22 protein-coding genes, 1 tRNA gene and 1 pseudogene are annotated in these 21,959 nt (G+C 70.4%); 12 read left to right on the forward strand and 12 right to left on the reverse strand.

Annotated elements, in window-relative coordinates; genetic code table 11:
* Window positions 1–52: 52 nt before the first annotated feature.
* Window positions 53–1,045 carry an Acg family FMN-binding oxidoreductase gene (locus tag IEZ21_RS32690; RefSeq protein ID WP_189325435.1) on the forward strand — a complete coding sequence of 331 codons (993 nt, stop codon included), beginning with the start codon at window positions 53–55 and terminating at the stop codon, window positions 1,043–1,045.
* Window positions 1,046–1,328: 283 nt separating this feature from the next.
* Here IEZ21_RS32690 and IEZ21_RS32695 read toward each other — a convergent pair whose 3' ends face one another.
* From IEZ21_RS32695 to IEZ21_RS32705, 3 genes are all read right to left on the reverse strand, one after another.
* On the reverse strand, window positions 1,329–2,234 hold the full coding sequence (locus tag IEZ21_RS32695; protein WP_189325436.1) for a universal stress protein: 906 nt from the start codon (window positions 2,232–2,234) through the stop codon (window positions 1,329–1,331).
* Between the two features lie 277 nt (window positions 2,235–2,511).
* Window positions 2,512–3,510 carry an Acg family FMN-binding oxidoreductase gene (locus tag IEZ21_RS32700; protein ID WP_189325437.1) on the reverse strand — a complete coding sequence of 333 codons (999 nt, stop codon included), beginning with the start codon at window positions 3,508–3,510 and terminating at the stop codon, window positions 2,512–2,514.
* A 588-nt stretch (window positions 3,511–4,098) separates the two neighbouring features.
* Window positions 4,099–5,124, reverse strand: a complete 1,026-nt coding sequence (locus tag IEZ21_RS32705) for a 2-hydroxyacid dehydrogenase (protein ID WP_189325438.1) — start codon at window positions 5,122–5,124, stop codon at window positions 4,099–4,101.
* Window positions 5,125–5,320: 196 nt separating this feature from the next.
* Here IEZ21_RS32705 and IEZ21_RS32710 point away from each other — a divergent pair, with 196 nt between their 5' ends.
* Both IEZ21_RS32710 and IEZ21_RS32715 read left to right on the forward strand, forming a co-directional pair.
* On the forward strand, window positions 5,321–6,892 hold the full coding sequence (locus IEZ21_RS32710) for an oleate hydratase (protein ID WP_189325439.1): 1,572 nt from the start codon (window positions 5,321–5,323) through the stop codon (window positions 6,890–6,892).
* 207 nt (window positions 6,893–7,099) lie between these two features.
* Window positions 7,100–7,297, forward strand: a complete 198-nt coding sequence (locus tag IEZ21_RS32715; protein WP_189325440.1) for a hypothetical protein — start codon at window positions 7,100–7,102, stop codon at window positions 7,295–7,297.
* A 112-nt stretch (window positions 7,298–7,409) separates the two neighbouring features.
* On the opposite strand, the pseudogene IEZ21_RS32720 reads toward IEZ21_RS32715, so the two are convergent.
* From IEZ21_RS32720 to IEZ21_RS32735, 4 genes and pseudogenes are all read right to left on the reverse strand, one after another.
* Window positions 7,410–8,702 (reverse strand): annotated as a pseudogene (locus IEZ21_RS32720) (IS3 family transposase).
* A 47-nt stretch (window positions 8,703–8,749) separates the two neighbouring features.
* Window positions 8,750–9,187, reverse strand: a complete 438-nt coding sequence (locus IEZ21_RS32725) for a hypothetical protein (RefSeq protein WP_213089383.1) — start codon at window positions 9,185–9,187, stop codon at window positions 8,750–8,752.
* Complete coding sequence (locus tag IEZ21_RS32730) at window positions 9,180–10,139, reverse strand: tyrosine-type recombinase/integrase (RefSeq protein WP_189325441.1); 960 nt, start codon at window positions 10,137–10,139, stop codon at window positions 9,180–9,182. The genes IEZ21_RS32725 and IEZ21_RS32730 overlap by 8 nt, the downstream gene beginning before the upstream one ends.
* A 117-nt stretch (window positions 10,140–10,256) precedes the next feature.
* Window positions 10,257–10,330: transfer RNA gene (locus IEZ21_RS32735), tRNA-Pro, on the reverse strand.
* Window positions 10,331–10,429: 99 nt separating this feature from the next.
* Between IEZ21_RS32735 and IEZ21_RS32740 the strand changes: the two genes are divergently transcribed.
* Both IEZ21_RS32740 and cobF read left to right on the forward strand, forming a co-directional pair.
* The gene (locus IEZ21_RS32740) at window positions 10,430–10,942 is read left to right on the forward strand and encodes a DUF309 domain-containing protein (RefSeq protein WP_189325442.1); all 513 of its coding nucleotides are present in this window, start codon (window positions 10,430–10,432) and stop codon (window positions 10,940–10,942) included.
* Between the two features lie 80 nt (window positions 10,943–11,022).
* Window positions 11,023–11,793, forward strand: a complete 771-nt coding sequence (cobF, locus tag IEZ21_RS32745) for a precorrin-6A synthase (deacetylating) (RefSeq protein ID WP_189325443.1) — start codon at window positions 11,023–11,025, stop codon at window positions 11,791–11,793.
* Between the two features lie 190 nt (window positions 11,794–11,983).
* Here cobF and IEZ21_RS32750 read toward each other — a convergent pair whose 3' ends face one another.
* Entirely contained in the window at window positions 11,984–12,760 is a 777-nt protein-coding gene (locus IEZ21_RS32750; RefSeq protein WP_189325444.1) for a cobalt-precorrin-6A reductase, read from the reverse strand.
* An 84-nt stretch (window positions 12,761–12,844) separates the two neighbouring features.
* Window positions 12,845–13,618 (reverse strand): sulfite exporter TauE/SafE family protein, encoded by a 774-nt coding sequence (locus tag IEZ21_RS32755; RefSeq protein WP_033318364.1) that lies wholly within the window; start codon window positions 13,616–13,618, stop codon window positions 12,845–12,847.
* A 178-nt stretch (window positions 13,619–13,796) separates the two neighbouring features.
* Here IEZ21_RS32755 and IEZ21_RS32760 point away from each other — a divergent pair, with 178 nt between their 5' ends.
* From IEZ21_RS32760 to IEZ21_RS32790, 7 genes are all read left to right on the forward strand, one after another.
* Window positions 13,797–14,606 (forward strand): alpha/beta hydrolase, encoded by an 810-nt coding sequence (locus IEZ21_RS32760; protein ID WP_189325445.1) that lies wholly within the window; start codon window positions 13,797–13,799, stop codon window positions 14,604–14,606.
* 130 nt (window positions 14,607–14,736) lie between these two features.
* Window positions 14,737–15,048 carry a WhiB family transcriptional regulator gene (locus tag IEZ21_RS32765; protein ID WP_189325446.1) on the forward strand — a complete coding sequence of 104 codons (312 nt, stop codon included), beginning with the start codon at window positions 14,737–14,739 and terminating at the stop codon, window positions 15,046–15,048.
* Window positions 15,045–15,524, forward strand: a complete 480-nt coding sequence (locus IEZ21_RS32770) for a Dps family protein (RefSeq protein ID WP_189325447.1) — start codon at window positions 15,045–15,047, stop codon at window positions 15,522–15,524. The genes IEZ21_RS32765 and IEZ21_RS32770 overlap by 4 nt, the downstream gene beginning before the upstream one ends.
* A 48-nt stretch (window positions 15,525–15,572) precedes the next feature.
* Entirely contained in the window at window positions 15,573–15,920 is a 348-nt protein-coding gene (locus tag IEZ21_RS32775) for a DUF3140 domain-containing protein (protein WP_189325448.1), read from the forward strand.
* A gap of 2 nt (window positions 15,921–15,922) precedes the next feature.
* Complete coding sequence (locus IEZ21_RS32780; protein WP_189325449.1) at window positions 15,923–16,612, forward strand: HhH-GDP family DNA glycosylase; 690 nt, start codon at window positions 15,923–15,925, stop codon at window positions 16,610–16,612.
* Window positions 16,613–16,746: 134 nt separating this feature from the next.
* Complete coding sequence (locus IEZ21_RS32785; protein ID WP_189325450.1) at window positions 16,747–17,937, forward strand: NAD(P)/FAD-dependent oxidoreductase; 1,191 nt, start codon at window positions 16,747–16,749, stop codon at window positions 17,935–17,937.
* 10 nt (window positions 17,938–17,947) lie between these two features.
* A complete protein-coding gene (locus IEZ21_RS32790) occupies window positions 17,948–18,886 on the forward strand; it encodes a sigma-70 family RNA polymerase sigma factor (protein WP_189325451.1) in 939 nt (312 codons plus the stop codon).
* Window positions 18,887–18,962: 76 nt separating this feature from the next.
* Here IEZ21_RS32790 and IEZ21_RS32795 read toward each other — a convergent pair whose 3' ends face one another.
* From IEZ21_RS32795 to IEZ21_RS32805, 3 genes are read right to left on the reverse strand one after another with little or no spacing between them, the layout of a single operon-like run.
* Entirely contained in the window at window positions 18,963–19,646 is a 684-nt protein-coding gene (locus IEZ21_RS32795; RefSeq protein ID WP_189325452.1) for an SDR family oxidoreductase, read from the reverse strand.
* Window positions 19,643–20,539, reverse strand: coding sequence for a cupin domain-containing protein (locus IEZ21_RS32800; RefSeq protein ID WP_189325453.1), 897 nt, complete (start codon window positions 20,537–20,539; stop codon window positions 19,643–19,645). Before IEZ21_RS32800 ends, IEZ21_RS32795 begins: the two co-directional genes overlap by 4 nt.
* A 37-nt stretch (window positions 20,540–20,576) precedes the next feature.
* On the reverse strand, window positions 20,577–21,941 hold the full coding sequence (locus IEZ21_RS32805) for an amidohydrolase family protein (protein ID WP_189325454.1): 1,365 nt from the start codon (window positions 21,939–21,941) through the stop codon (window positions 20,577–20,579).
* Window positions 21,942–21,959: the final 18 nt, after the last annotated feature.

Raw genomic sequence — 21,959 nt, forward strand, 5'->3', positions numbered from 1 at the left:
CTCACGACAAGCCCCGCCGCCCCCTCGGTGGTAGGGCGGGGAGGAGTTCCCGATGCGATCTGCGGTTCTCGTTGTCCCGACCCTGGAGGACCTGGTCTCCGCGGCCGTGGCCGCCCCCTCGATCCACAACACACAGCCCTGGCGGTTCCGGCTGGACCCGGACACCGGCACGCTGGAGATCCGTGCCGCGGCGGACCGCGGGCTGCGCCACATCGATCCGACCGGGCGCGCCCTGCACTTCTCCGTGGGCTGCGCGGTGCTCAATCTCCGGGTAGCGGTGGCTCACTTCGGCAGGGAGCCGGTGACCCGGCTGCTGCCCCGGCCCACCGAGCCGGACCTGCTCGCGACCGTGCGGCTCGGCGGCACCACCGCCTCCTCCACACCGCACCTCTACGACGCGCTGTGGCATCGGCGCAGCAGCCGCTTCCCCTACTCCGAGCGGCCGCTGCCCACCGCCGTCCTGGCCGAGCTCGCCGAGGCCGCCCACGCCGAAGGCGCCCTGTTGAGTCGTCCCGGTCCGGCCGAGACCGACCGCCTGCTGCAACTCACCCGCGAGGCCGAGCATCGCAACACGGCCGATCCCGACCGGGCTGCGGAGAGCCGCCGCTGGGTGCACGAACCGAATGACGCGGCTTTCGGTATGCCGCCCGCGACGCTGGGACCGCAGGACTTCCTGGACCGGATCCCCATGCGGGACTTCGGCGCCCACCGGCACCCGGCCGTGCTGGCCGCCCGCCCCTTCGAGACGCGGCCGACCCTCATGGTGCTCTCCACGGGGCACGACCGGCGGGCCGACTGGCTGCGCGCCGGCCAGGCGCTCGAACGCGTCCTGCTGGTGGCCACCGCGCATGGCGTACGGGCATCCCTGCTGCACCAGGCACTGGAGTGGCCCGACCTGCGCGACCAACTCGGACAGGCTCCTGGCGACCGGCCCGCTCACGCCCAGATGGTGCTCCGCCTCGGATACGGGCCGGAAGGACCGCCTTCCCCGCGCAGGACAGCGGAACAGACACTGGCCGAGGTACCACTGTCAGCCGCCCGCTGAGCACGTCGGCACACACCGCACCCCAGCCGACGCAACCGGCAGTCCCGCCCGCGCCCACCGCGACCACAGTCGAACGGTCTCGGTGACTCGGCGCGCTCTGCGTGCCGGCTGCGGCCCGTCCAGCAAGGCGGCGCGCCGCCAGCAAGGCAGCGCGCCGCTTCGTCGGCCGCCCAGTCCACGCCACGCAGGCTCGGCTCGGAACCGTCGACGCCCACCACCAGGCGCTCGTCGAAGACTTGCGCGGTGGCCGCCTTCATGGTTGCTGCTCCTTCAGGGCGTTGCGTCAGTCGTGCGCGACGACGGCGACGGGGGCGGTGGCGTGGTGCAACACGGCGTGCGTGACCGGGCCGATGTGCGCGCCGAGCGAGCCACGGCGGATCCGCCGGCCCACGACAACCAGGGATGCCTCCCGGGAGGCCTCGACCAGCTGGATGGCGGGATTGCCGGCGCGGGACTCCTCGGCGACCTTGACGGCCGGGTACTTCTCCTTCCAGCGGTGCAGCACCTCGGCCAGTGCGACAGCGTCCTGCTTGCCCAGCACGGCGTTGAGCTCGGGGTCGGCAGGCAGGCCGTACGCGAAGTACGGCGGCAGATTCCAGGCGTGGACGACCCGCAGGGGTGTGACACGGCGGGCGGCCGCCTCGAAGGCGAAGGCGAGGAGCGTGTCGTCGGGGTGGTCGGTGTCGAGCCCGAGGACGACGGGCCCGGACGGGTCCCCGGCGAACAGGGTTGCGGACGGATCCATCGCATGCCCGTCCGCGGCCTGCTCCCCCGCCCGCACGAGAACCACCGGCTGCTCGGCGTGCGCCACGACGCCCTGGCCCACGGAGCCGACGAGGAATCCGCCGATGCCGCTCATCCCTCGGGAGCCGAGGACCAGCAGCTCGGCGTCCTTCGCCGCCTGAGTCAGCACCTCGGCGGGCCGGCCGGGGACCTGGTCCGCGGTCACGTCCAGCCCGGGGTGACGCAGACGGAGCTCTTCGGCCGCCTCGCGCGGAATCTCCCCCCAGCCTTCGGACTGTGTCTCGGCACCGAGGAGCGACGCCAGAGCTATGGGCTCGGGGACCGCCTCCCAGACGTGGACCAGCTTGAGCGGAAGGAAGCGCCGCTTCGCCTCGCGGGCCGCCCACTCGGCGGCGGCACGGCTCTCGGCCGAGCCATCGAGACCTACGACAACACTGTGAACCATGGCTTCTGCCTCCTCAACGGGGATGTGATTCCAGCGTGGCGGTGCGGGGGCCGGTGGTGCAGGGGCCACAGGTCCCCGACCGGGGCCGGTGGGCCCTGTGGGCCGGCAGGCGCAGAGTGGAGTGGGGCAACGGCCCCCTTCTCAAGGCCCGTTGGACAGCCGGGACTCGATCAGTAGCCCCCGACCGGCCGACGGTGCCCCTTGTGCCCTGCCTCGCCGTTGGGGTGCGGGCCGCTGAGGCGGAGTCGGTCCACCTGCTCGGTCCCCACGCTGAAGGTCACCGGTCGCAGCCCGGGGCGGGACGAGTCACGGGATACGCGGACGCACGCGGCGTGCGGTGACCGTCCGGGCCGTACCCGAACCGGATCAGCAGCTGCGGGCAGCACCGACGCCCCGGTCCGCCCGTCGCCGCCCGCAGGTCCGGCCACTCCATCGCCTGGTGCAGCATCGACGTGCGCACCCCGTGCACGGTCGCCGTAAGCAGCACGTGCTCCAGGGCCTGGCCCGCCCGCAGCCAGTCCTCCCTCCTGTCGCGCAAGGTCCACAGCAGGGCCACCTGGGCGTGGCGTTCGAACCGCAGGGCGGGCAGGTGCGGCGCGGGCAACGAGCCGGTGAAGCCCCGCATCGGCATCCGCCCGGACGCATCCCGGGGGCCCAGGGCGGTCAGGGGAATGCCGTAGGAGGTGTCCGCTCGCGGGAGAGTGATCCAGGTGCGCGCCTCGGCGGTGCGGGCCGGATGGGAGGCGTTGCGGGCCTCGGCCGCCTGGGTCAGGCGCAGCAGGCGCCTGGTCCCCAGGATGTCGGGGACATCCAGGTGCGCGCCCTCGACCCGGGCCGAGCTGATCATCTCCGTCACGACCGGGTCAGGCACCGGGCGGCCGGTGAAGGGCATCCGGCTCGTGTGACGCCGCTCGACCGCCTCATACAGGTCGCGGAAGGACGGCGGCCCGTCGGCGGCGGGCACAGCCGTCAGTTGCACGGTGGCCAGCAGGTCGGGGTCGTCCGGGGCGGGCAGCAGTCGTACGACGGGATTCCAGCCCAGATGCGCCGCCGTCACGCGGAGGTTGAAGACGGCCGCGCCCACCGACAGGTGCTGGGCACGCAGGTCCGGGTCGGCCATCGGCAGTGGCCGCCTGCGGTCGGAACGGACCTCGATCGACCGGCTGTCCGGGTCCAGGCCGAACCGCCAGGGCTGCGTGTTGTGGATCGACGGCGCGGCCACCGCCGCGGACATCAGGGCCCGAACGGCCGTGGCGTCGATTTCCCGGGTCTGCATGACGGCTCCTCCGCACGGTTCGTCCCCCGTACCGTCAACCCTCGGCCACCGTCCCGCTCCGGAGGAGGGTTGACCGGCCCGTCATCGCGGGCCATGTGGCCTCATGTGGCCCGCGGGACGACACCGATCGAGCCCACGACGAGAGATACGTCCGCCAGGAGCCGAGGGCAGCCCTGGCACGCATCCGCACATGCGCCGGCTTCGCGTCCGTACGGCCTGGTGTGCCGCGCCGTACGGGCATCCCGGATGGTGCCGTTCGGCCTCACGACTGGGGCCGGTCGCCTCGCGCCAGAGCCTTTCTCCGCCCGTCACCGTAGATGCGAAAGCTCGAACCTGTTCCGGCTGAGCATTCCGAGGCGTGCCGGGACCTACGCATGGGATGGCGTGAGGATCCCAGCGGTGGGAGACGGCCGGCCGCCCCATCCCCGGCCGCCGGACCGAGGAATGGACCGCCGTCACCCGTCGGCATCCCTGGCCAGAGCGCTGCCTGTGCGGTGCGGGCGCCTGCCCTCAGCGCCCTTGGACGAACGGCCGGCCAGCAGGCTGCGCATTGTCAGCCGTCCCGTCCCGGTGTGGGAAGGTGTCCGGTCACCGCCCGATGCCGGTCTCGCGCCGGGGGACGAGGGTGTTGTCACTGGTGCGGCCGGCGAAGTAGTCCACGACGTTGCCCACAGTCGTCTCGGCGATCTGGCCGACGGCGTCCCGGGTGAAGTACGCCTGGTGCGAGGTGACCAGGACGTTGTTGAAGGTCATCAGGCGGGCGAGGCGTTCGTCGGTCATCACCTCCAGCGACTTGTCGAGGAAGAACACCCCGGCCTCCTCCTCGTACACGTCCAGACCCACACCGCTCAGCCGTCCCGCGCGCAGCGTCTCCAGCAGCGCGTCGGTGTCCACCAGGCCGCCGCGGCTGGAGTTGACCAGGAGCGCGTCGTCCTTCATCAGGGCCAGGGCTCGGGCGTCGACGAGGTGGTGGGTGCCCGGCAGCAGAGGTACGTGCAGGCTGACCAGGTCCGCCTCGGCGAACAACCGCTCCCGCTCGACGTACTGCATGCCCAGGGCCAGGCAGTCGGGGTTCTCGGCGACGTCCCAGCCCAGCAGCCGCATCCCGAAGCCGTGTGCGATCCGGGCGAACGCGGCCCCGATCTTCCCGGTGCCCACCACCCCCGCGGTCCGCCCGTGCAGGTCGCGGCCCATCAGCCCGTCGAGCCGGAAGTCGAACTCCCGCGTGCGGTGCGCGGCCCGCACGATCCGCCGGTCGACGGCGAGCGCCAGCGCCCAGGCGAACTCGGCCACCGAGTACGGCGAGTAGAACGACACCCGCGCCACCGTCAGGCCCAGTTCCTCGGCAACGGCCAGGTCGATGTTGTTGTAGCCGGTGGCCCGCTGGGCGATCATCCTCGTGCCGCCCTTGGCCAGCGCGCGCAGCACCTCGGCGTCCAGGGTGTCGTTGACGCTGCTGAGCACCACCTCATGCCCGGCGGCGGTGGGGGCGGTGTCCCGGTTCAAGAACAGCCCCAGACAGCGCAGTTCATGCGCGGCGCCGAACTCCCGGTCGAACGCGTCCCGCAGCAGCGGCTGTTCGTCCGCGAGGACGCCGTACGCGACGATCTCCACGTGGTTCTCCTCCCACAGGGACGGCTGATCACCTCTCCACCGTATGGCCGCGGCGATACGGCGAAAGGGCCGAAGGACCTCCAGGGTCCGGTCGGACCGTAAGGCGGTGACCATCGGCCCAGTGACGGCGGTCGCGGCGTAGGAAACCGTGGGTGACGTGATTCCCGATCGGCGGGCGAGCACGAGGAGTTGTGTGATGGCGAAGGCGTATCTGGTGGGCAGCGGCATCGCGGCGCTGTCCGCGGCCACGTTCCTGATCCGCGACGGCGGTTTCCAGGGTTCGGACATCCACCTCTTCGAGGAACAGCGGAACATCGGCGGCAGCCTGGACGCGGGCGGCACGGCGAACACCGGCTACACCATGCGTGGCGGGCGGATGTTCGAGGCCGAGTACCGCTGCACGTACGACCTGCTGTCCGGCATCCCCACCCTCGACGACCCGTCGGTGTCGGTGACGCAGGAGATCCTGGCCGGGCACGAGGAGTTTCCCTGGGACGACATCGCCCGCCTCGTCGACGGCGACGGGAAGATCGTCGACACCGGCTCGATGGGGTTCACCGAACACGACCGCCTGGACCTGGTGCGCTGCCTGGCCGCCCCCGAGGGACACCTGGACGGCAGGCGCATCACGGACTGCTTCGGCGAGCACTTCTTCACCACGAACTTCTGGTTCCTGTGGTGCACCACGTTCGCCTTCCAGCCCTGGCACAGTGCGATCGAGTTCCGCCGCTATCTGAGGCGCTTCATCCACCTCCTCCCCGAGTTCGCCTCCCTGTCGGGCATCCACCGCACCCGCTACAACCAGTACGACTCCATCGTGCGGCCCCTGACCGCCTGGCTGCGCGAACGGGGCGTCACCGTCCACACCGGCTGCCATGTCACCGATCTCGGCCTCGCGCCGGGGCGCCGGCACACCACGGTCACCACCATCTACCTCTCCCGGGCCGGCCACGACGAGAAGATCACCGTGTCCCCCGAGGACCTGGTCCTGGTCACCAACGGATCCATGACGGACGCCTCCAGCCTCGGCTCGCACACCGCCGCACCGCCACCGGCTCCCCACCGCTCGGACGCCTGGCTGCTGTGGCACCGCCTGGCCAGGGGACGCGACGACTTCGGCAATCCGGACGCCTTCGACAAGCACGTCAAGGAGTCCCGCTTCGAGTCGTTCACCGTCACCACCAAGGATCCCGCCTTCCTCGACGCCCTGGAGAAGTTCAGCGGCCGCGAGACCGGCCGGGGCGGCCTGATGACCTTCACCGACGCCAACTGGCTGCTCACCATCGTCGCCAACCGCCAGCCCGTCTACCGCGATCAGCCCGAGGGCGTCTCCGTCTGGTGGGGCTACGGCCTGCATCCCGGCCGAGCCGGCAACCAGACGCCCAAGCCGATGACGATGTGCTCCGGCCGGGAGATCCTCGAAGAGGTCCTGCACCACCTGCCGTTCGACGAGCCGACAACAGCCCGGGTCCTGGAGACCTCCACCGTCGTGCCCTGCCTGATGCCGTACGTCACCAGCCAGTTCCTGTCCCGCCGCCGCGACGACCGGCCCAAGGTCGTACCCGAGGGATCGGTCAACCTCGCCTTCATCGGACAGTTCGCGGAAGTGCCGGACGACGTCGTCTTCACCGTCGAGTACTCCGTACGCACCGCCTGGACAGCCGTGGCCCAACTCCTCGGCCTCGACAAGCACCCGCCCGCGGTCTACAAGGGCCACCACGACCCCCACGTCCTGGCCGCCGCCCTGGAAACCATGCACCGCCGGTAACCGCGTGGGGCGATCGACTTACGCATTCGGGTGGCGTCGGGCCCATACCGCCGCGTGTGCGAGCGCCGCGACCGCCTCCGCCGGACGGTCCGGCGGCAACTCGTTACGCGGGTGCGGGAGCCGGTGCCAGGGGCGGGCGTGTCGTCTGCCACGCCGCCTCACCGTGCCCGCAGAGTGGCTTGGTAACCGAGGGCGGGAGTCGACGCCATGCCGCAGGCGGCTCTGGATGCGTCGGCCAAGCAACGGAACACCGCCCAGCGGATCTTCGGTCGGCTGACCTTCAGCAGCACGATCATCCTGCCCGGCACCGACTCCTATCCGCTGGCCCGTATCGAGGTTTCGGGCCGATCAAGCCGCCGCCTGCTGACCTGGGGGGCCCGGCAGACGGAAGGCTCCGGGACTTGATCGAGGGCCGTGACAGCCCAGAGCTCCCGCCACTGGTCGCCTCCCGGCGGACGTGCAGTCCCAGACCCGACACCCGCGCGGGGCCTGAACCGCCCCGGGTTCGGTGGAGATCTCAGATGGTGGTTGTGACCTGGGGTTTCGTGGATTCCATGTAGTGATTGGCCTCGTACTCGACGGGCGGAACGTGGCCTATCTCACCGTGGAGTCTGCGGTGGTTGTACCAGTCGACCCACTCGGCGGTGGCCAACTCGACCTGGGAGAGCGACTTCCAGGGCCGCTGCGGTTTGATCAACTCGGTTTTGTACAGGCCGATCATCGATTCCATCAGGGCGTTGTCGTACGCGTCTCCGACTGATCCAATACTCGCCGCGATGCCGTCCGCGTCGAGGTGTTCGGCGAGCCTGAACGAGGTGTACTGCTCAGGTTCAAGGAGTCGTCGCAACACTTCCGCTTTGTGCTGATAGTAGGTGACTGTCGAGAGTCTCGGCGGGCGCCCTCCAGCCAAGGGTCTTGCGGTCGCGCTGCCACAGGGCCATCTCCAGTGCATCCAGGACGAGTTGGGTCTCCTTCGAGGTGGAGGCGGACCAGCCGACGATGCGCCGAGAGAAGGTGTCCACGACGAAGGCGACGTAGACGACCCCGCTCCAGGCGGCGACATGCGTGAAGTCGGCAACCCAGCAGCGGTTCGGGGCACTGGCGACGAAGTCACGGTCGAGAAGGTCCGGGGCTCGCTCGGCGGCCGGATCCGGAAGCGTGGTGATCACCTTCTTGCCGCGGACGGCGCCGGTGATGCCGAGTTCGCGCATGAGGCGCTCGACGGTGCAGCGGGCCACGGCATGCCCCTGCCGGTTCAGCTCGCGCCAGATCTTCCGGGCCCCGTAGACACGGTAGTTGGACGTGTAGACCTCCTGGATCCGCTCTTTGAGTCCCTCATCGCGCACGGAACGGGCGGAGGGAGTTTCGAGGCGTTTCTTGTGGGCGTAGTACGTGGAAGGGGCGATCTTGCAGTCGTGCCCGGTGAGGGTTCTGCAGATCGGCTCGACGCCGCCGAAGCGGTCCCGGTGCTCGTCGATGAACGCTACGAGCGTGTGTGTGGCCGGTCGAGCTCGGCCGCGAAGAAACTTGCCGCGGCCTTCAGGATCTCGTTGGCCCGCTTGAGTTCGGTGTTCTCTTTCTTCAACGCCCTGAGCTGGGCGGACTCCTCCGTCGTCGTCCCCGGACGCGTCCCCGCGTCAATCTCGTGCTGCTTCACCCAGTTCCGCAGCGTCTCGCGAGAGCCGATGTCGAGCTTCTCTGCCACCGCCTGCAAGGCGGCCGTCTCGGTCGGATAGTCGTCGCGCACCTCGGCGACCATGCGCACCGCACGACGGCGGAGCTCAAGCGGGTAACGGGAAGGTCGTGCCATGACTCGATCCTTTCATGAAATCGAGTCTCCATTCGATCCGGGGCGGTTCACCCTCTGATGGCCTGCAGCAGGCAGGGACCGACTTCGGCCCAGCCGATCAGGAGCAGGGGACCCACCGCGTCGAATGCCGCCCGCCCGTACGCGCCGACCACCAGCGGCTCGGTGACGTTGAGGGCGAGGGTCAGGAAGCTGGTCAGGAGCAGCAGTCTGCGGGCGGGACGTAGTACCGCCGCGGGGGCTCCGCACAGGGCGAGGTAGCGGATCGCCAAGAGCAGCGCGAGAACCGACAAGTCCACTGCGGGCGCGACGAGTGGCGCCACCCAGCCGGACACTCCCAGCCGCAGGGCCAACGTCCACACATTGCCGAAGCCGAAGAAGAAGGCCAGGCCAACCACCACCCCTGCGATCATGGTCACCGCGCGGAAGACCATTTGCTGCTCACGCACGGCCTCCCACCGCGCAGGCATGACATCGAGCTCAGACATGATCGCCGACCCCGATCCGCTGGTGGGTTTCCTGGGCGCGCTCGGCAGCGGCACTGGCTCCGTAGCGGCGGGGCATCTCCTCCGACGTCCAACCGAGCAACAGCATCAAATCGCCGGTGTCACCGCCGGCACACTTCCACTCATGCGCGAAGGTGTGCCGCCACCGGTGCGCGTGCAGCTTGACCAGCCCGGCAGCAAGCCCCCGCCGCTCGAGCATGATCTTGATGCCGTTGGGCGCCAGCCCTCGTACACCTCGCTCGGCCAGCCACAGATCCGGCAGATGAGCCGCCTTGTGCTTGGCCCGGGCCCGCAGGTAGCGGCTGACCGCCCGCGCGGTCCTCGGCCCGAAACGCACACGCCGGTCCCTGCTGCCCTTGCCGTGGAAGTGCACCGATTCGGTGGTCAGGTCGATGTCGTCGAGCATGAGGTTGCCGACCTCGGACAGTCGCGCCCCCGTGTTGCAGTACAGGCGGATGATCGCCTCATCCCGCAGCTGGACAAAGTCTCTTCCCTTGCAGGTTCCGAGGATCTTCGTGGTCTCGTCGTCACGGATGACCGGGACCAGCTTCTGCGGCAGCTTCGGCTGCCGGACCCGCTCCATCGGCGACCGGTCGATCTCCCCCTCGTCGAGCAGCAGCCACTTGAAGAACTGCTGTAGCCCCTTGTGCTTGTTCAGCGCCGTCGAAGCCGACCGCGTTTCGATCATCCACGCCTGGAACGCTTCGACATGCGCCCGGCTGACCTCGACCGGATCCTCAGCCGCCGCGTCGGCGTCCGGGTCCGGTGAGTACTCCCCCAGGTACCGCGCCAGCTGCGCGGCCGCCAGCAGATAGTTGTAGCGGGTGGTCTCCGGGTAGTTCCCCGACCGCAACGCGCGGTCCCAGTCCCGCAGGAACCCCGACCAGGTCTTCGACAGACCCTCAGTGATCTTGTTCAGGTCCAAGAGCGGCATCTTCGCCGGCCTCCGAGTAAAGGTGCCGATGAGCGGCATGCTCAACCTCGAAGCCCGAATGCGACCCATACGAAAAGGGCCCCCACAGGCTCTCGCCTGCGAAGACCCTTCGCACCGTCGGGACGACAGGATTTGAACCTGCGACCCCTTGACCCCCAGTCAAGTGCGCTACCAAGCTGCGCCACGTCCCGATGCGACCGTCGCGGTGAACCGCGTGATCGCGCGAAGAGCACTTTACCTCACGCTGCGGTGTGCTCCGAAGAGGGCGTGGGGCGGGGGACAATCGGCGTATGGGTAGTACTTCTGACGACGGGCGGGACCGGGACGCCGAGGGACGGGCTCGCAGCGCTCGGCCGCGGGACGGGCTCGGGCGGCCGCTTCCGTACGGGGCCGACGGGGTGGAGCGGCAGCCCGAAGGGGTCGTACGCACACCTGAGGAGACCGTCGACGAGGCGCAGACGCTGTTGGAGGCGGGGAAGCCGTTCCATGCGCACGAGGTCTTCGAGGACGCCTGGAAGTCGGGGCCGGAGGAGGAACGGGCCCTGTGGCGCGGACTGGCCCAGCTCGCGGTGGGGCTCACGCATGCGGCTCGCGGGAATCTCACGGGCGGGGCGCGGCTGTTGCGGCGGGGGGCCGGGGCGGTCGAGGAGTGGGGGGCGGAGGCCGGGTCGGCGCGGCCGTACGGGATGGATCTTCCGGAACTCGTCGCCTGGGCACGGGAGTTGGCCGGGGTCGTGGAGCGGGACGAGGTTGCGGTGGACGCGGAGGCGTGGGCTCCTCGGCTGCGTGGGAGCAAGGCGTAGGGCGTGAGGTTGAGGGTCTGCCGACTGTTGTGATCAGGTGCGGTGATCCGAATGTCAGTGGCGTGGGGCAGACTCGGGGTGTGCGAAAGATTCATGTCATCGGCATTGGGGCGGGCGACCCCGACCAGTTGACCCTTCAGGCGGTCAGGGCGCTGAGGAGCACGGACGTGTTCTTCATCCTGGACAAGGGCGAGGTGAAGTCGGACCTCGTCCAACTGCGCCGTGACATTCTCGACGCGCACATACCGGGCGGGACGTACCGGCTGGTGGAGGCCCGCGATCCGGAGCGGGACCGGGCCGCCGGTGGTGCGGGCTACTCCCCCGCTGTCGGGGACTGGCGCAGGGCCCGCGCCGACATCTACGAGCGGTTGATCGCCGAGGAGTTGGGCGAGGAGGAGAGCGGGGCGTTCCTGGTGTGGGGTGATCCCGCGTTGTACGACAGCACGCTCGGGATCCTGGAGGAGATTCTCGAGCGGGGCGCGGTGACCTTCGACTACGACGTCGTGCCCGGCATCAGCAGCGTCTCCGCCCTTGTCGCCCGCCATCGCACGGGCCTCAACCGTGTCGCCGGACCGGTGCAGATCACGACGGGCCGACGCCTTGCCGAAGGTTTCCCCGAGGGCGTCGACGACGTCGTCGTCATGCTCGACGCCCACCAGGCCTTCCAGCGGTATGCCGACCAGGACATCGACATCTACTGGGGTGCCTACATAGGCACCCCGGACGAGATCCTCGCTTCGGGCCCGCTCGCGGACACGGCACCTCGCATCGCGGAACTCCGGGCAGAGGCTCGCGAGCGCAAGGGCTGGATCATGGACACGTACTTGCTGCGCAGGCGGCCGCGGGGGTAGGGCGGGGCCGTTGCACCAAGCTCCGCCACGTGGCCCGCATCCCGCGGGGACAAGCGCGCTCCGCGGGAAAGGCGGTTCGTAGCTGCGGGTGCGTCGTGGCTGGTCGCGCGGTTCCCCGCGCCCCCAAAGGGCCGCGATGCTGCCCCGCAATGGGGCAGCGCCTGCGAGAGGATCTCGCCCCCGCCCTCGATCAGGGCCCCGTCCCCGAAAGGCCGCCATCCAGCCAAGCCAGCGCCTCGGCGACGTCGGCCACCGACACCACTCCCTCCGGCAGCGGAGGGCGGCGTACCACCACGACCGGGACGGCGAGGGCGCGGGCGGCCGTCAGTTTGGCTGACGTCGAGGCGCCGCCGCTGTCCTTCGTCACCAGGACGTCGATGGCGTGCTCGTGCAGGAGGGCCGTCTCGTCCTCCAGCGTGAACGGGCCGCGGGCCAGCAGAACTTCCGTATGGGGCGGCAGCGGCGGCTCGGGGGGCTCCACCGAGCGTACGAGGAAGTGGAGTTCGGAGAGCTGGGCAAAGGCTGTCAGGCCCAGTCGGCCCGTCGTCAGGAAGACGCGGCGGCCCAGCGACGGGAGCAGCTCGGCGGCTTCGGCGAGTGAGGTCGTCGAGTGCCAGCGGTCGCCGGGCCCTGCCTGCCAGCCGGGGCGGCGCAGGACCACGGCCGGGACGCCCACGGCCGTCGCGGCCCGCACCGCGTTCGTCGTGATGCCCGAGGCGAAGGGATGCGTGGCGTCGACGAGTGCGTCCACTCGCTCCGTATGCAGCCACCGGGCGAGCCCTTCCGCCCCGCCGAATCCCCCGACGCGTACGTCCCCTTCGAGCGCCCCGGGCCGGGACACCCGGCCCGCGAGCGAGGTGGTCACGCGCACGCCGGGCCGGGCGGCGAGGGCCGCGGCGAGTTCGCGAGCCTCGGCCGTGCCGCCCAGGACCAGGACATGGGCATGGACATGGGCGTGCGGGGACATGGCGTCGAGCGTACGGGCCACACGAATCAACCGCGCGTACGGGCCGCAGGAATCAACGCCTCAGGGAGAGGCAAAGCGCCCGGCTCAGCGGAGCAGAAGCTGTGCCCCGCCCACCACCGTCGCCGCGATCACCAACCGCTCGAAGAGCCGCTGGTTGATGCGGTCCACGGCGAGCTTGCCGATCACGGCACCCGGGACGACGAAGGCGGCGAGGGCGGCGTCCAGCAGCAGTGAGCGTCCGTCGATCAGGCCGAGACCCACGCTGAAGGGCACCTTGGACACGTTGACGATCAGGAAGAAGAAGGCCGAGGTCCCCAGGAAGCCGAGCTTGCGGAAGCCCGCGGAGAGGAGATACATCGACATCACCGGACCGCCCGCATTGGCGACCATCGTCGTGAAGCCGCCGAGCACACCGTACGAACGCGCCTTGATCCGGCCCGCTCGCGAGGTCACCTCCTCCGGCTCCTCCTCCGCCGTGGCCTTCCGGCGGCGCCACACCGTGACCCCGGCCATCAGCAGCAGAATCGCGCCGATCGACATCCGTACGATCTGGTCGTCCGCCCACATCAGGAACACCGTGCCGACGACCACGCCGCCCGCCACCGCCGGGAAGAGCCGCCACAGGGTGGGCCAGTGGGCGTGCCTGCGATAGGTGAGCACGGCGAGTATGTCCCCGACGATGAGTATGGGCAGCAGGACGCCGGTCGAGGCGCGGGCGGGCAGGACGGCGGCGAAGATCGCGAGGCTGACCGTGTTGGCTCCGCTCACGGCGGTCTTCGAGAAGCCGACGAGCATGGCCGCGGCGGCGAGTGCGGCGAACTCCCAGACGGAGATGTGCCAGAGCGTCATCGTGTTCATGCGGGAACCGATGCTATGCGCAGCCATCTCACCATGTCAGGACCGTCTCGCCAGTTGGCCCCTTGCCCGTACGGGACCCAACGCGAGAGAACGCCGCTGGTATCGCACTGTGGACCGCCGCCCCGCTGCCTGGGAAGATCCTCCGGAACCTTCGCCGACGTCGATGGAGGAGCGAGTCATGGCCGACTCCCGCGAGCACACCCTCACCGGCACCAGGGGCGGCATCACCGCACGCGAGTGGCCACGGGAACGGCCGCGGTACGTCGCGCTCCTGGTCCATGGCTACGGAGAGCACATCGGCCGGTACGAGTACGTGGCGGACGTACTGAACGGGCATGGCGCCGCGGTCTTCGGGCCCGACCACATGGGGCACGGGAAGTCGGCGGGCGAGCAGGTGCTGATCGAGGACTTCGAGGACGTGGTGACCGACGTCCACGCGGTGGAGCGGCTGGCCCGCGCCGAGCATCCCGGGGTGCCCATCGTGCTGATCGGCCACTCCATGGGCGGGTTGATCGCGGCGCGGTACGCACAGCGGTACGGCGACGCTCTGGCCGCGCTGGTGCTGTCCGGGCCGGTGATCGGTGACTGGAACGTTGCCCGGCAGCTGCTGGCGCACGACCCGATCCCCGAGGTCCCCATCGACCCGGCGACGCTCTCGCGCGACCCGTCGGTGGGCGAGGCGTACGCGGCGGATCCCCTCGTCTGGCACGGCCCGTTCAAGCGCCCGACGCTGGAGGCGTTCGTCCGCACGCTGGAGACCGTCTCCAAGAGCGGCGGCGTAGACCCACTCCCGCTGCTGTGGCTGCACGGCGACGACGACCGGATCGTGCCGCTGCCCGCCAGCCGCGCGGGCGTCGAGGAACTGCGCGGAGCCGACTGGACCGAGCGCGTCTACCCGGGCGCACAGCACGAGGTGTTCAACGAGACGGACAAGGCCGCGGTCCTCGCGGACGTGACCGGCTTCGTGGACCGCGTACTCGGGAACTGAGCAGATCCCGTGCCCGGGAACTGACCGGACCGCGTACTCGGGAAACGGGGAACCGACCGGACCGCATGCCCTGGAACGGGGACTGAAAGGCACGTGTTTCCGCTGATCCGCCCTGGGCACTCGCGCCCGCATGGAGTGGTTACGCAGAGCGGCCTGCGCGGATGAGGATCCGGAACTGTTCTTCCCCGTGGGCACGACCGGCCCGGCCCTGCAGGACGTCGCGGCCGCCAAGCGTGTCTGTGATCGCTGCCCGGTGTCCTACCAGTGCCTGACCTGGGCGCTCGAAACCGGACAGACTTCGGGCGTGTGGGGCGGAACCTGCGAGGAGGAACGCGCGGCGCTGCTTCGTCTTGTCCGACGTCAGACCAGTCAGACCATAAGTCCCGAAACCACGAGCCCCGAAGCCACAAGCCGCGAAACCACGAGGAGAGGCGCGTCATGACTGTGGTGAAGAGCACCCTTCCTGACCCCGCACGTCAGGTGGTCGCGGACGCCCTGCAGGGCACCCTGGTGGACCTGCTGGGGCTGTCACTCATCGGCAAACAGGTCCACTGGAACATCGTGGGCCCACGGTTCCGCACGATTCACTTCCAGCTCGACGAGGTCGTCGCCACGGCACGTTCGTACGCCGACACCGTGGCCGAACGCGCCGCGGCACTCGGTATCCCGCCCGACGGCCGGCCCGAGACCATCGCCACGACCTGCGCCCACCAGAGCCCGAAGGAGGGCTGGGTGCAGGACACCGAGGTCGTCGGCCTGCTCATCGAGTCCCTAGACACGACCATCGGGCAGCTTCGGGAGCGGATCAACGCGACGGACGAAGCCGATCGCGTCACCCAGGACCTGCTGATCTCGCTCACGGCCGAACTCGAGAAGCACCGCTGGATGTTCCAGGCCGAGAACTGGCCCCGCGACTGACAACCGCAAGGCGCCAGAGCGGAGGGCGCCGGAACGGAGGGAGCAATCATGGCCGACGCCCTCGAACTCGAGGCGCTGTGGGACGAGTTCCACCGCGTGGTGAACATGACCTCGCAGGAACTGGCCGCCTGGCTGAAGGTCAGTGACGCCGACGAGGAGACCGAACCGCTGCCGGAGCACGCGGGTTCGCCCACCGGTCAGCATGTCCTGGCGATCCTCCAGAAGCGTCGTACGGACCTCACCGAGGACGACATCGGCGTGATGTACGAGGTCGTGGACACGGTCGAGGCCCAGACGGAGCCTGCGCAGGAGCCCACGGCCCAGGAACCCACTGCCCAGCAGACCGAGCGCCGTCACCGGCTGATGTCGCTCGGCCACGACCCGCTCAGGCCGTAGTCATGGCCGGCCGGGACAACCGGGCCGGCCGGGACAGCCGGGTCATCGAGACGCTGGTCGCCGAACACGGCCGTACGTTCGCCGAGGAGGCCGGCATCAAGCTGCGGAACACTCCGCAGCCGCTGTACCGCACCCTGGTCATGGCCTGTCTCCTCAGCGCGCGGATCCGCGGTTCCGTCGCCGTCGCGACCACGCGTGCCCTGTACGAGGCGGGGATGCGCGATCCGCGCCGGATGGCCGACGCGAGCTGGCAGGAGCGGGTCGACGCGCTGGGCGAGGGCGGCTACCGGCGCTACGACGAGCGCACGGCGACGATGCTCGGTGAGGGCGCCGAGCTGCTGCTGGAGCGCTGGGGCGGCGATCTGCGGCGTATGCGCGACGAGGCGGACGGCGATCTCGACCAACTCCGTTCTCTGCTGCGGGAGATACCGGGTCTCGGCCCGGCGGGCGTGGACATCTTCCTGCGGGAGGTGCAGCTGGTCTGGCCCGAGGCCGCCCCGTGGCTCGACGCGAAGGCGCTCCAGGGTGCGGAGCGGCTCGGGCTGCCCAAGGAGCCGGACCATCTGGTGAAGCTCGCCGGTCACACCGAACCGGCCGTGCTGGCAGCCGCGTTGGTGCGGGCCGCACTCGACAAGAAGGTCGTGGAGGACGTTCTGCGGCGCGCGGAGGAACGCGCGGAGGACGAGGACTGAAGGCCTCGAAGGCCGGGTGGGCAACGGGCTCAGCCGCTCGTCCTGGTTCGGTGACCCGCGTCACACCCAGCTCCTGTCAGCAATCGGGGCGCCGTCTCGTTCAAGGGGCACGCCAACGAGACAGGAGCCACGCCATGAAGCACCGCATCGTCGTCCTCGGCGCCGGATACGCCGGGGCCTTCGCCGCCGGAAACCTGGCCCGCCGGCTCTCCCCCGCCGACACCGAGATCACCGTCGTCAACGCCGCGCCCGACTTCGTGGAGCGGATGCGGCTTCACCAGCTCGCGATCGGCCAGGACCTCGCGTTCCGCAAGCTCGCCGACGTCTTCGCGGGCACCGGGGTACGGCTGCGCCTGGCGCGCGTCACCGGCGTAGACCCCGAGCGCAGGACCGTCGCCGTGACCGGCGAGGACGGCGACGGCGAACTCGCGTACGACACGCTTCTCTACGCGCTCGGCAGCTCCGTGGCCCACCATGGCGTCCCCGGCGTGGCCGAGTACGCCTTCGATGTGACCGGCCGGTCCTCTGCGCTGCGTCTGCGCGAGCGCCTGGCCGGCCTGGGCGAGGGCGGCACCGTGCTGGTCGTCGGTGAGGGGCTGACCGGCATCGAGACCGCCACCGAGTTCGCCGAGTCCCGGCCCGACCTCTCGGTCGCACTCGCCGCCCGCGGCGAGCTGGGCGCCTGGCTCTCCCCGAAGGCCCGCCGTCACCTGCGCCAGGCCTTCGACCGGCTCGGCGTCACCGTCCACGAGCACACCGCCATCGAAGCCGTCGAGCCGACCCGGGCCATCGCCGCCGACGGCAGGTCCATCCCGGCCGACGTGACCGTGTGGTCGGCCGGGTTCGCCGTGCACCCCATCGCGGCCGCCAGCGGCCTGGAGGTCGCCGAGACCGGCCAGATCGTCGTCGACCGCACCATGCGCTCGGTCTCGCACCCGGACGTCTACGCCGCCGGTGACGCCGTCTACGCGATCGGCGACAACGGCCGTCCGCTGCCGATGTCCTGCGCCTCGGCCGGCTACACCAACATGCAGGCGTTCGGCGCGATCATCGCGCGGCTGACCGGCGGCGAGGTCCCGACCGTCGGGATGAAGTACGTCGGCAACCACATCAGCCTCGGCCGACGGGACGCGATCTTCCAGGCGGTGGACGGGGAGGCCCGGTCGAAGTCCTGGTACCTGGGCGGCTGGGCCGCCACGCGCTTCAAGGCGGGCATCCTCAAGGGTTCCGCCCTGAGCATCGCCCACCCGACCTTCGGCATGCCGAAGCGCAAGCGCCGCCTGGCCACCGCACCGGACCGGGCCGGTGTGAGGGTCGCCGCATAGGCTGTTCCGCATGGACAGCGCAGCCATCGATCGGTTCGAGGCCAGCCGTGGCCGGCTGGCCTCGCTCGCGTACCGGCTGCTCGGCTCGGCCGCCGACGCCGAGGACGCCGTGCAGGACGCGTTCCTGCGCTGGCAGGCCGCAGACCGGGAACGTATCGAGGTGCCGGAAGCGTGGCTGACCAAGGTCGTCACCAATCTCTGCCTCGACCGGCTCCGCTCGGCGCAGGCGCGCCACGAGCGAGCTGTCGGAGACTGGCTGCCCGAGCCACTCCTCGAGGGCGACCCGATGCTCGGCCCCGCCGACACCTTCGAGCAGCGCGAATCGGTGTCCTTGGCCGTACTGACCCTCATGGAGCGCCTCTCGCCGGTCGAGCGGGCCGCTTACGTCCTGCGCGAGGCCTTCTCGTACCCCCACGCCGAGATCGCCGGGATCCTCGACATCACCGAGTCCGCGAGCCAGCAGCATGTCCACCGGGCCCGACGCCGGGTCGCCGCCGAGCGCCGCGGTGGCGACGAGGTGGACCCCGCGTCCGCGCGCCGGGTCGTCGAGGAGTTCCTCGCCGCCGCCACGTCGGGGCGCACCGAACGGCTGGTGGCGCTGCTCACCGACGACGTGACGATGGTCTCGGACGGCGCCGGACTGGCCAGGCGGCTGTTGCGGTACAAGACGCGCGAGCGCGTCGCCTCCTACGTGCGGGCCGGCTTCAAGCCCACTCCGGCGAAGCGGCGACTGGCCGGCGGCTCGCCCGCGATGCATATCGCGCTGGTCAACGGCTCCCCGGCCGTCATCGCCGTGGTCGAGGACCGGGTCGTGGGCGCCGTGGCGTTCGAGGTCAGCGACGGCAAGGTCGCGTCCCTGCGCGGCATCGCCGCCGCGGACCGGCTCACGCGCCTCAACGAGGCCTGGCGGCAGCACGAACCCGACGCGCCGGTCATCAACGCATGGTGACCAGGGCGGATCCGAGCGTCCCTGGCCTCGCAGGAATTCGCTGAGCTCAGCCCTTCCTGACGACCGCCGCGCGCCGTCAACGCAGCAGCCACCCGCCGTCGACGCTCAGGTCGACCCCGTTGACCGACCGGTTGCCGAGGAGAAAGTCCACGGCGTCCACCACGTCCCGCATGGTGGCCAGACGGCCCGTCGGCGTCCTCTCGACCAGGGCGTCGAGCGGCTTGCCCGACCAGAAGGGGCTGTCGCCGACGACGCCCGGGTGCACGGCGTTGACGCGGATCGGGGCGAGCTCGGTGGCGAGGGTGCGCACGAGGCCGGTGACGCCCGCGTTGACGGTGGCCACCGTGGTCGCGCCCGGGTAGGGCCGCTCCTTGGCCTGTCCGCCGAACAGCACGATGGCGCTGTCGTCGTGGAGCCTCGGCCGCAGCGTGTGCACGACCTCCGTGTAGCCGACGAGCTTGAGCGTGACCAGGTGGACGGCCGCGTCGATGTCGTACTCGGTGACGCTGTTGTTGTCACGGGAGATCCCGACGAGGACCAGGTGGTCGACCCACCCGACATCGGCCAGCGCCCCGGCGATCTCGTGCGGCCGGGACAGGTCGAGGGCGAGCCCGCGGGCCGCGCCGGTCTCCTTGGCGGCAGTGGCGGCCCGGCCGGCGTCGCGCCCTGTGAGTACGACCTCGTCGCCGCTCTCCGCGCGGTGCCGGGCGAACTCCCGGCCGATCCCGGACGTACCGCCGATGACGACCACGCTGCTCATGGTTTCTCTCCCAACGTCTCCCGCAGGTAGTCCCAGTCCCTGGTGAACCGGTAGGAGTGCCGCGACGGAGGCTGCGGCGCCTGCGTCTCCAGCCAACGCACCGGCCCCGTACCGGCGTTGGCGAAGCTGTGCACGCAACCGGCGCCCGCCCAGGCCGCGTCGCCCACGCCGAGCCGGTGGCGCTCGCCGTCGAAGGTGGCGTCCACGGTGCCCTCGACGATCAGATACGTCTCCTCGAAGGGGTGATCGTGGCTGCCGGCGACGCCATCAGGCGCGTACTGCACCATGAACATCGTCGAGGCCACCGCGCCCAGATCGCTGTCCACCATCATTTTCACGGTGATGCCGCTGTAGACGAGCAGCGCGGTCCGCATGCTGGCCGACACGGCCAGGAGGTCCTGGGACTGCTTGCCGGGGTCCATCTGGGCGGCCTCGAAGTGGCCGAACGAGCGGGTACGCGGGTCGCGTACGTCGATACGGGCTGGCTCGCGGGCCGGCAGCGCGGGCACCGCCTGGGTGTCGTAGCCGTAGCGGGCTCGCGGGACCGGTGCGAGCATGTCCGCCCAGCGCGCGACGGTGTCCCCGGCGCCGCGCCAGGCGTGCGGCACGCCCGTCGGCAGCAGTCCGTAGTCGCCTTCCTCGAGCAGGTACGAGCTCTCGGGCACATCGAGGATCACCGTGCCCGACAGCATGTGGAAGGACTCCTCGTACGCGTTGACGTGGGCGCCGGTCGCTCCGTCCGGCGCCAGTTCGCAGATGCCGAAGCCGCTGTGCACGGCGCCGTCGCCCTCGTCGACGACCGTCCGTCGTCTGAACCCGTCGCTGCTGTACGGCAGTTGGGTCGGGGCGGCGAACGTGGCGTCCGCCGCCCGCCGTACGGCGAAGTGGGTCATGCCCGCCCCTTCCTCCGTGCCCTCCGTCCGGACTCCCTCACACCTGCTGCTTCTTCCGGGCCTCGACCGCCGCCACCAGTCGGTCGCGGGACTCCTCGACAAGGCGGCGGGCCCGTGCAGTGTCGGCGAGCAGCTTGCCGTCGCGCTTGCGGACCGTGCCGTCGACGATGACCGTGTCGACGTTGGACACGTCCGCGCACAGGGTCACCGCGGCGACCGGGTCGATGAGGGGCGCGATGTTGAGGGCTGTGGCGTCGATGGCGACGATGTCGGCGCGTTTGCCGGGGGTCAGTGAGCCGGTGCGGTGCTCGAGTCCCGCGACATGTGCGCCGTTGACGGTGGCGATCTCCAGCATCTGACGTGCGGTCAGCATCGTTTCGGGGACGGGTGTGTCGGCCTGCCAGCACTCGGCGTTCACCCGGGCACGCTCGCCGCCGAAGGCCGCGCGGATCTGGGTGAACATGTCGCCGGGCACGGTGGTGACCACGTCGATGCTCAGGCTCGGCCGCAGCCCGTACTCGATCGCCTTCATCACGGGCGGCCAGCCGTGCCCCATCTGCTGCTCCACCTGGGGCGCGATGGAGACCGTGCCGCCGCTGTCGGCGACCATCCGCCACTCCTCCTCGCTGAAGTAGCAGCAGTGGATGTAGGTGGTGTCGGAGCCGAGCAGCCCGAGGTCGTGCAGCTGCTTGACCATCCCGAAGCGGCCGGCCAGCCGGCCCATGCCGACGTGCACGGTGATCGGGATGTCCAGTTCGCGCGCGAGGCGCCACTCGGCCTCGACGACGTCGTTGATGCAGAATCCCGGGCCGCGGGTGGCGAGCGCCATGGTCAACAGGCCGTCGTCCGAGGCGAAGTGACGCTCCCGCATCCGTCGTACGTCGTCGGCCGGTATGGCGATCTTGCTGTCGAACCAGTAGTCGGCGAGCGAGGTGTTGGCGCTGCCGTACGCGTACTGGGCGCGGATCCCGGTCTCGCTCAGTGCCCGCACCGCGGCGTCGGGATGCTCGGGTGTGTTGTTGATGTGCGACCAGTCGACGAGCGTGGTGATCCCGGCGTTCAGGCACTCCAGGGAGCCCGCGAGGTTGCCCGCGTACACGTCCTCGGGGCCGTAGACGGGTGCGAAGGTGTCGAGGACTTCGACGAAGTAGTCGTCGAGCGTGGCATTGGGCGCGCAGCCGCGGATGGGCGCCTCCCAGGTGTGGCGGTGGGTGTCGACGAAGCCCGGCACGACGATGCGGCCGGTCATGTCGAGGACTTCGGCGTCGACTTCGGCGTCTATCCGCGGCTCGACCGCCGTGATCTTCCCGTCCTCGATCAGTACATCGCCCTCGGGCAGGTCCCCGATGCCGGGGTCCATCGAGATCACGTGGCCCGAGCGCAGAAGCATCCGACTGGTCATCGGCCTTCCTCCCTTGGT

The organism is Streptomyces flaveus (assembly GCF_014647675.1).
In the GTDB taxonomy this organism is placed as follows: Bacteria; Actinomycetota; Actinomycetes; order Streptomycetales; family Streptomycetaceae; genus Streptomyces; species Streptomyces flaveus.

What these genes read in the sequence shown, in the direction of transcription:
- IEZ21_RS32690 (WP_189325435.1), top strand. Translation starts at nt 53, where the DNA reads ATGCGATCTGCGGTTCTCGTTGTCCCGACCCTGGAGGACCTGGTCTCC.
- IEZ21_RS32695 (WP_189325436.1), bottom strand. Translation starts at nt 2,234, where the DNA reads ATGGTTCACAGTGTTGTCGTAGGTCTCGATGGCTCGGCCGAGAGCCGT.
- IEZ21_RS32700 (WP_189325437.1), bottom strand. Translation starts at nt 3,510, where the DNA reads ATGCAGACCCGGGAAATCGACGCCACGGCCGTTCGGGCCCTGATGTCC.
- IEZ21_RS32710 (WP_189325439.1), top strand. Translation starts at nt 5,321, where the DNA reads ATGGCGAAGGCGTATCTGGTGGGCAGCGGCATCGCGGCGCTGTCCGCG.
- IEZ21_RS32715 (WP_189325440.1), top strand. Translation starts at nt 7,100, where the DNA reads ATGCCGCAGGCGGCTCTGGATGCGTCGGCCAAGCAACGGAACACCGCC.
- IEZ21_RS32725 (WP_213089383.1), bottom strand. Translation starts at nt 9,187, where the DNA reads ATGTCTGAGCTCGATGTCATGCCTGCGCGGTGGGAGGCCGTGCGTGAG.
- IEZ21_RS32730 (WP_189325441.1), bottom strand. Translation starts at nt 10,139, where the DNA reads ATGCCGCTCTTGGACCTGAACAAGATCACTGAGGGTCTGTCGAAGACC.
- IEZ21_RS32740 (WP_189325442.1), top strand. Translation starts at nt 10,430, where the DNA reads ATGGGTAGTACTTCTGACGACGGGCGGGACCGGGACGCCGAGGGACGG.
- IEZ21_RS32750 (WP_189325444.1), bottom strand. Translation starts at nt 12,760, where the DNA reads ATGTCCCCGCACGCCCATGTCCATGCCCATGTCCTGGTCCTGGGCGGC.
- IEZ21_RS32755 (WP_033318364.1), bottom strand. Translation starts at nt 13,618, where the DNA reads ATGAACACGATGACGCTCTGGCACATCTCCGTCTGGGAGTTCGCCGCA.
- IEZ21_RS32760 (WP_189325445.1), top strand. Translation starts at nt 13,797, where the DNA reads ATGGCCGACTCCCGCGAGCACACCCTCACCGGCACCAGGGGCGGCATC.
- IEZ21_RS32765 (WP_189325446.1), top strand. Translation starts at nt 14,737, where the DNA reads ATGGAGTGGTTACGCAGAGCGGCCTGCGCGGATGAGGATCCGGAACTG.
- IEZ21_RS32770 (WP_189325447.1), top strand. Translation starts at nt 15,045, where the DNA reads ATGACTGTGGTGAAGAGCACCCTTCCTGACCCCGCACGTCAGGTGGTC.
- IEZ21_RS32775 (WP_189325448.1), top strand. Translation starts at nt 15,573, where the DNA reads ATGGCCGACGCCCTCGAACTCGAGGCGCTGTGGGACGAGTTCCACCGC.
- IEZ21_RS32780 (WP_189325449.1), top strand. Translation starts at nt 15,923, where the DNA reads ATGGCCGGCCGGGACAACCGGGCCGGCCGGGACAGCCGGGTCATCGAG.
- IEZ21_RS32785 (WP_189325450.1), top strand. Translation starts at nt 16,747, where the DNA reads ATGAAGCACCGCATCGTCGTCCTCGGCGCCGGATACGCCGGGGCCTTC.
- IEZ21_RS32790 (WP_189325451.1), top strand. Translation starts at nt 17,948, where the DNA reads ATGGACAGCGCAGCCATCGATCGGTTCGAGGCCAGCCGTGGCCGGCTG.
- IEZ21_RS32795 (WP_189325452.1), bottom strand. Translation starts at nt 19,646, where the DNA reads ATGAGCAGCGTGGTCGTCATCGGCGGTACGTCCGGGATCGGCCGGGAG.
- IEZ21_RS32800 (WP_189325453.1), bottom strand. Translation starts at nt 20,539, where the DNA reads ATGACCCACTTCGCCGTACGGCGGGCGGCGGACGCCACGTTCGCCGCC.
- IEZ21_RS32805 (WP_189325454.1), bottom strand. Translation starts at nt 21,941, where the DNA reads ATGACCAGTCGGATGCTTCTGCGCTCGGGCCACGTGATCTCGATGGAC.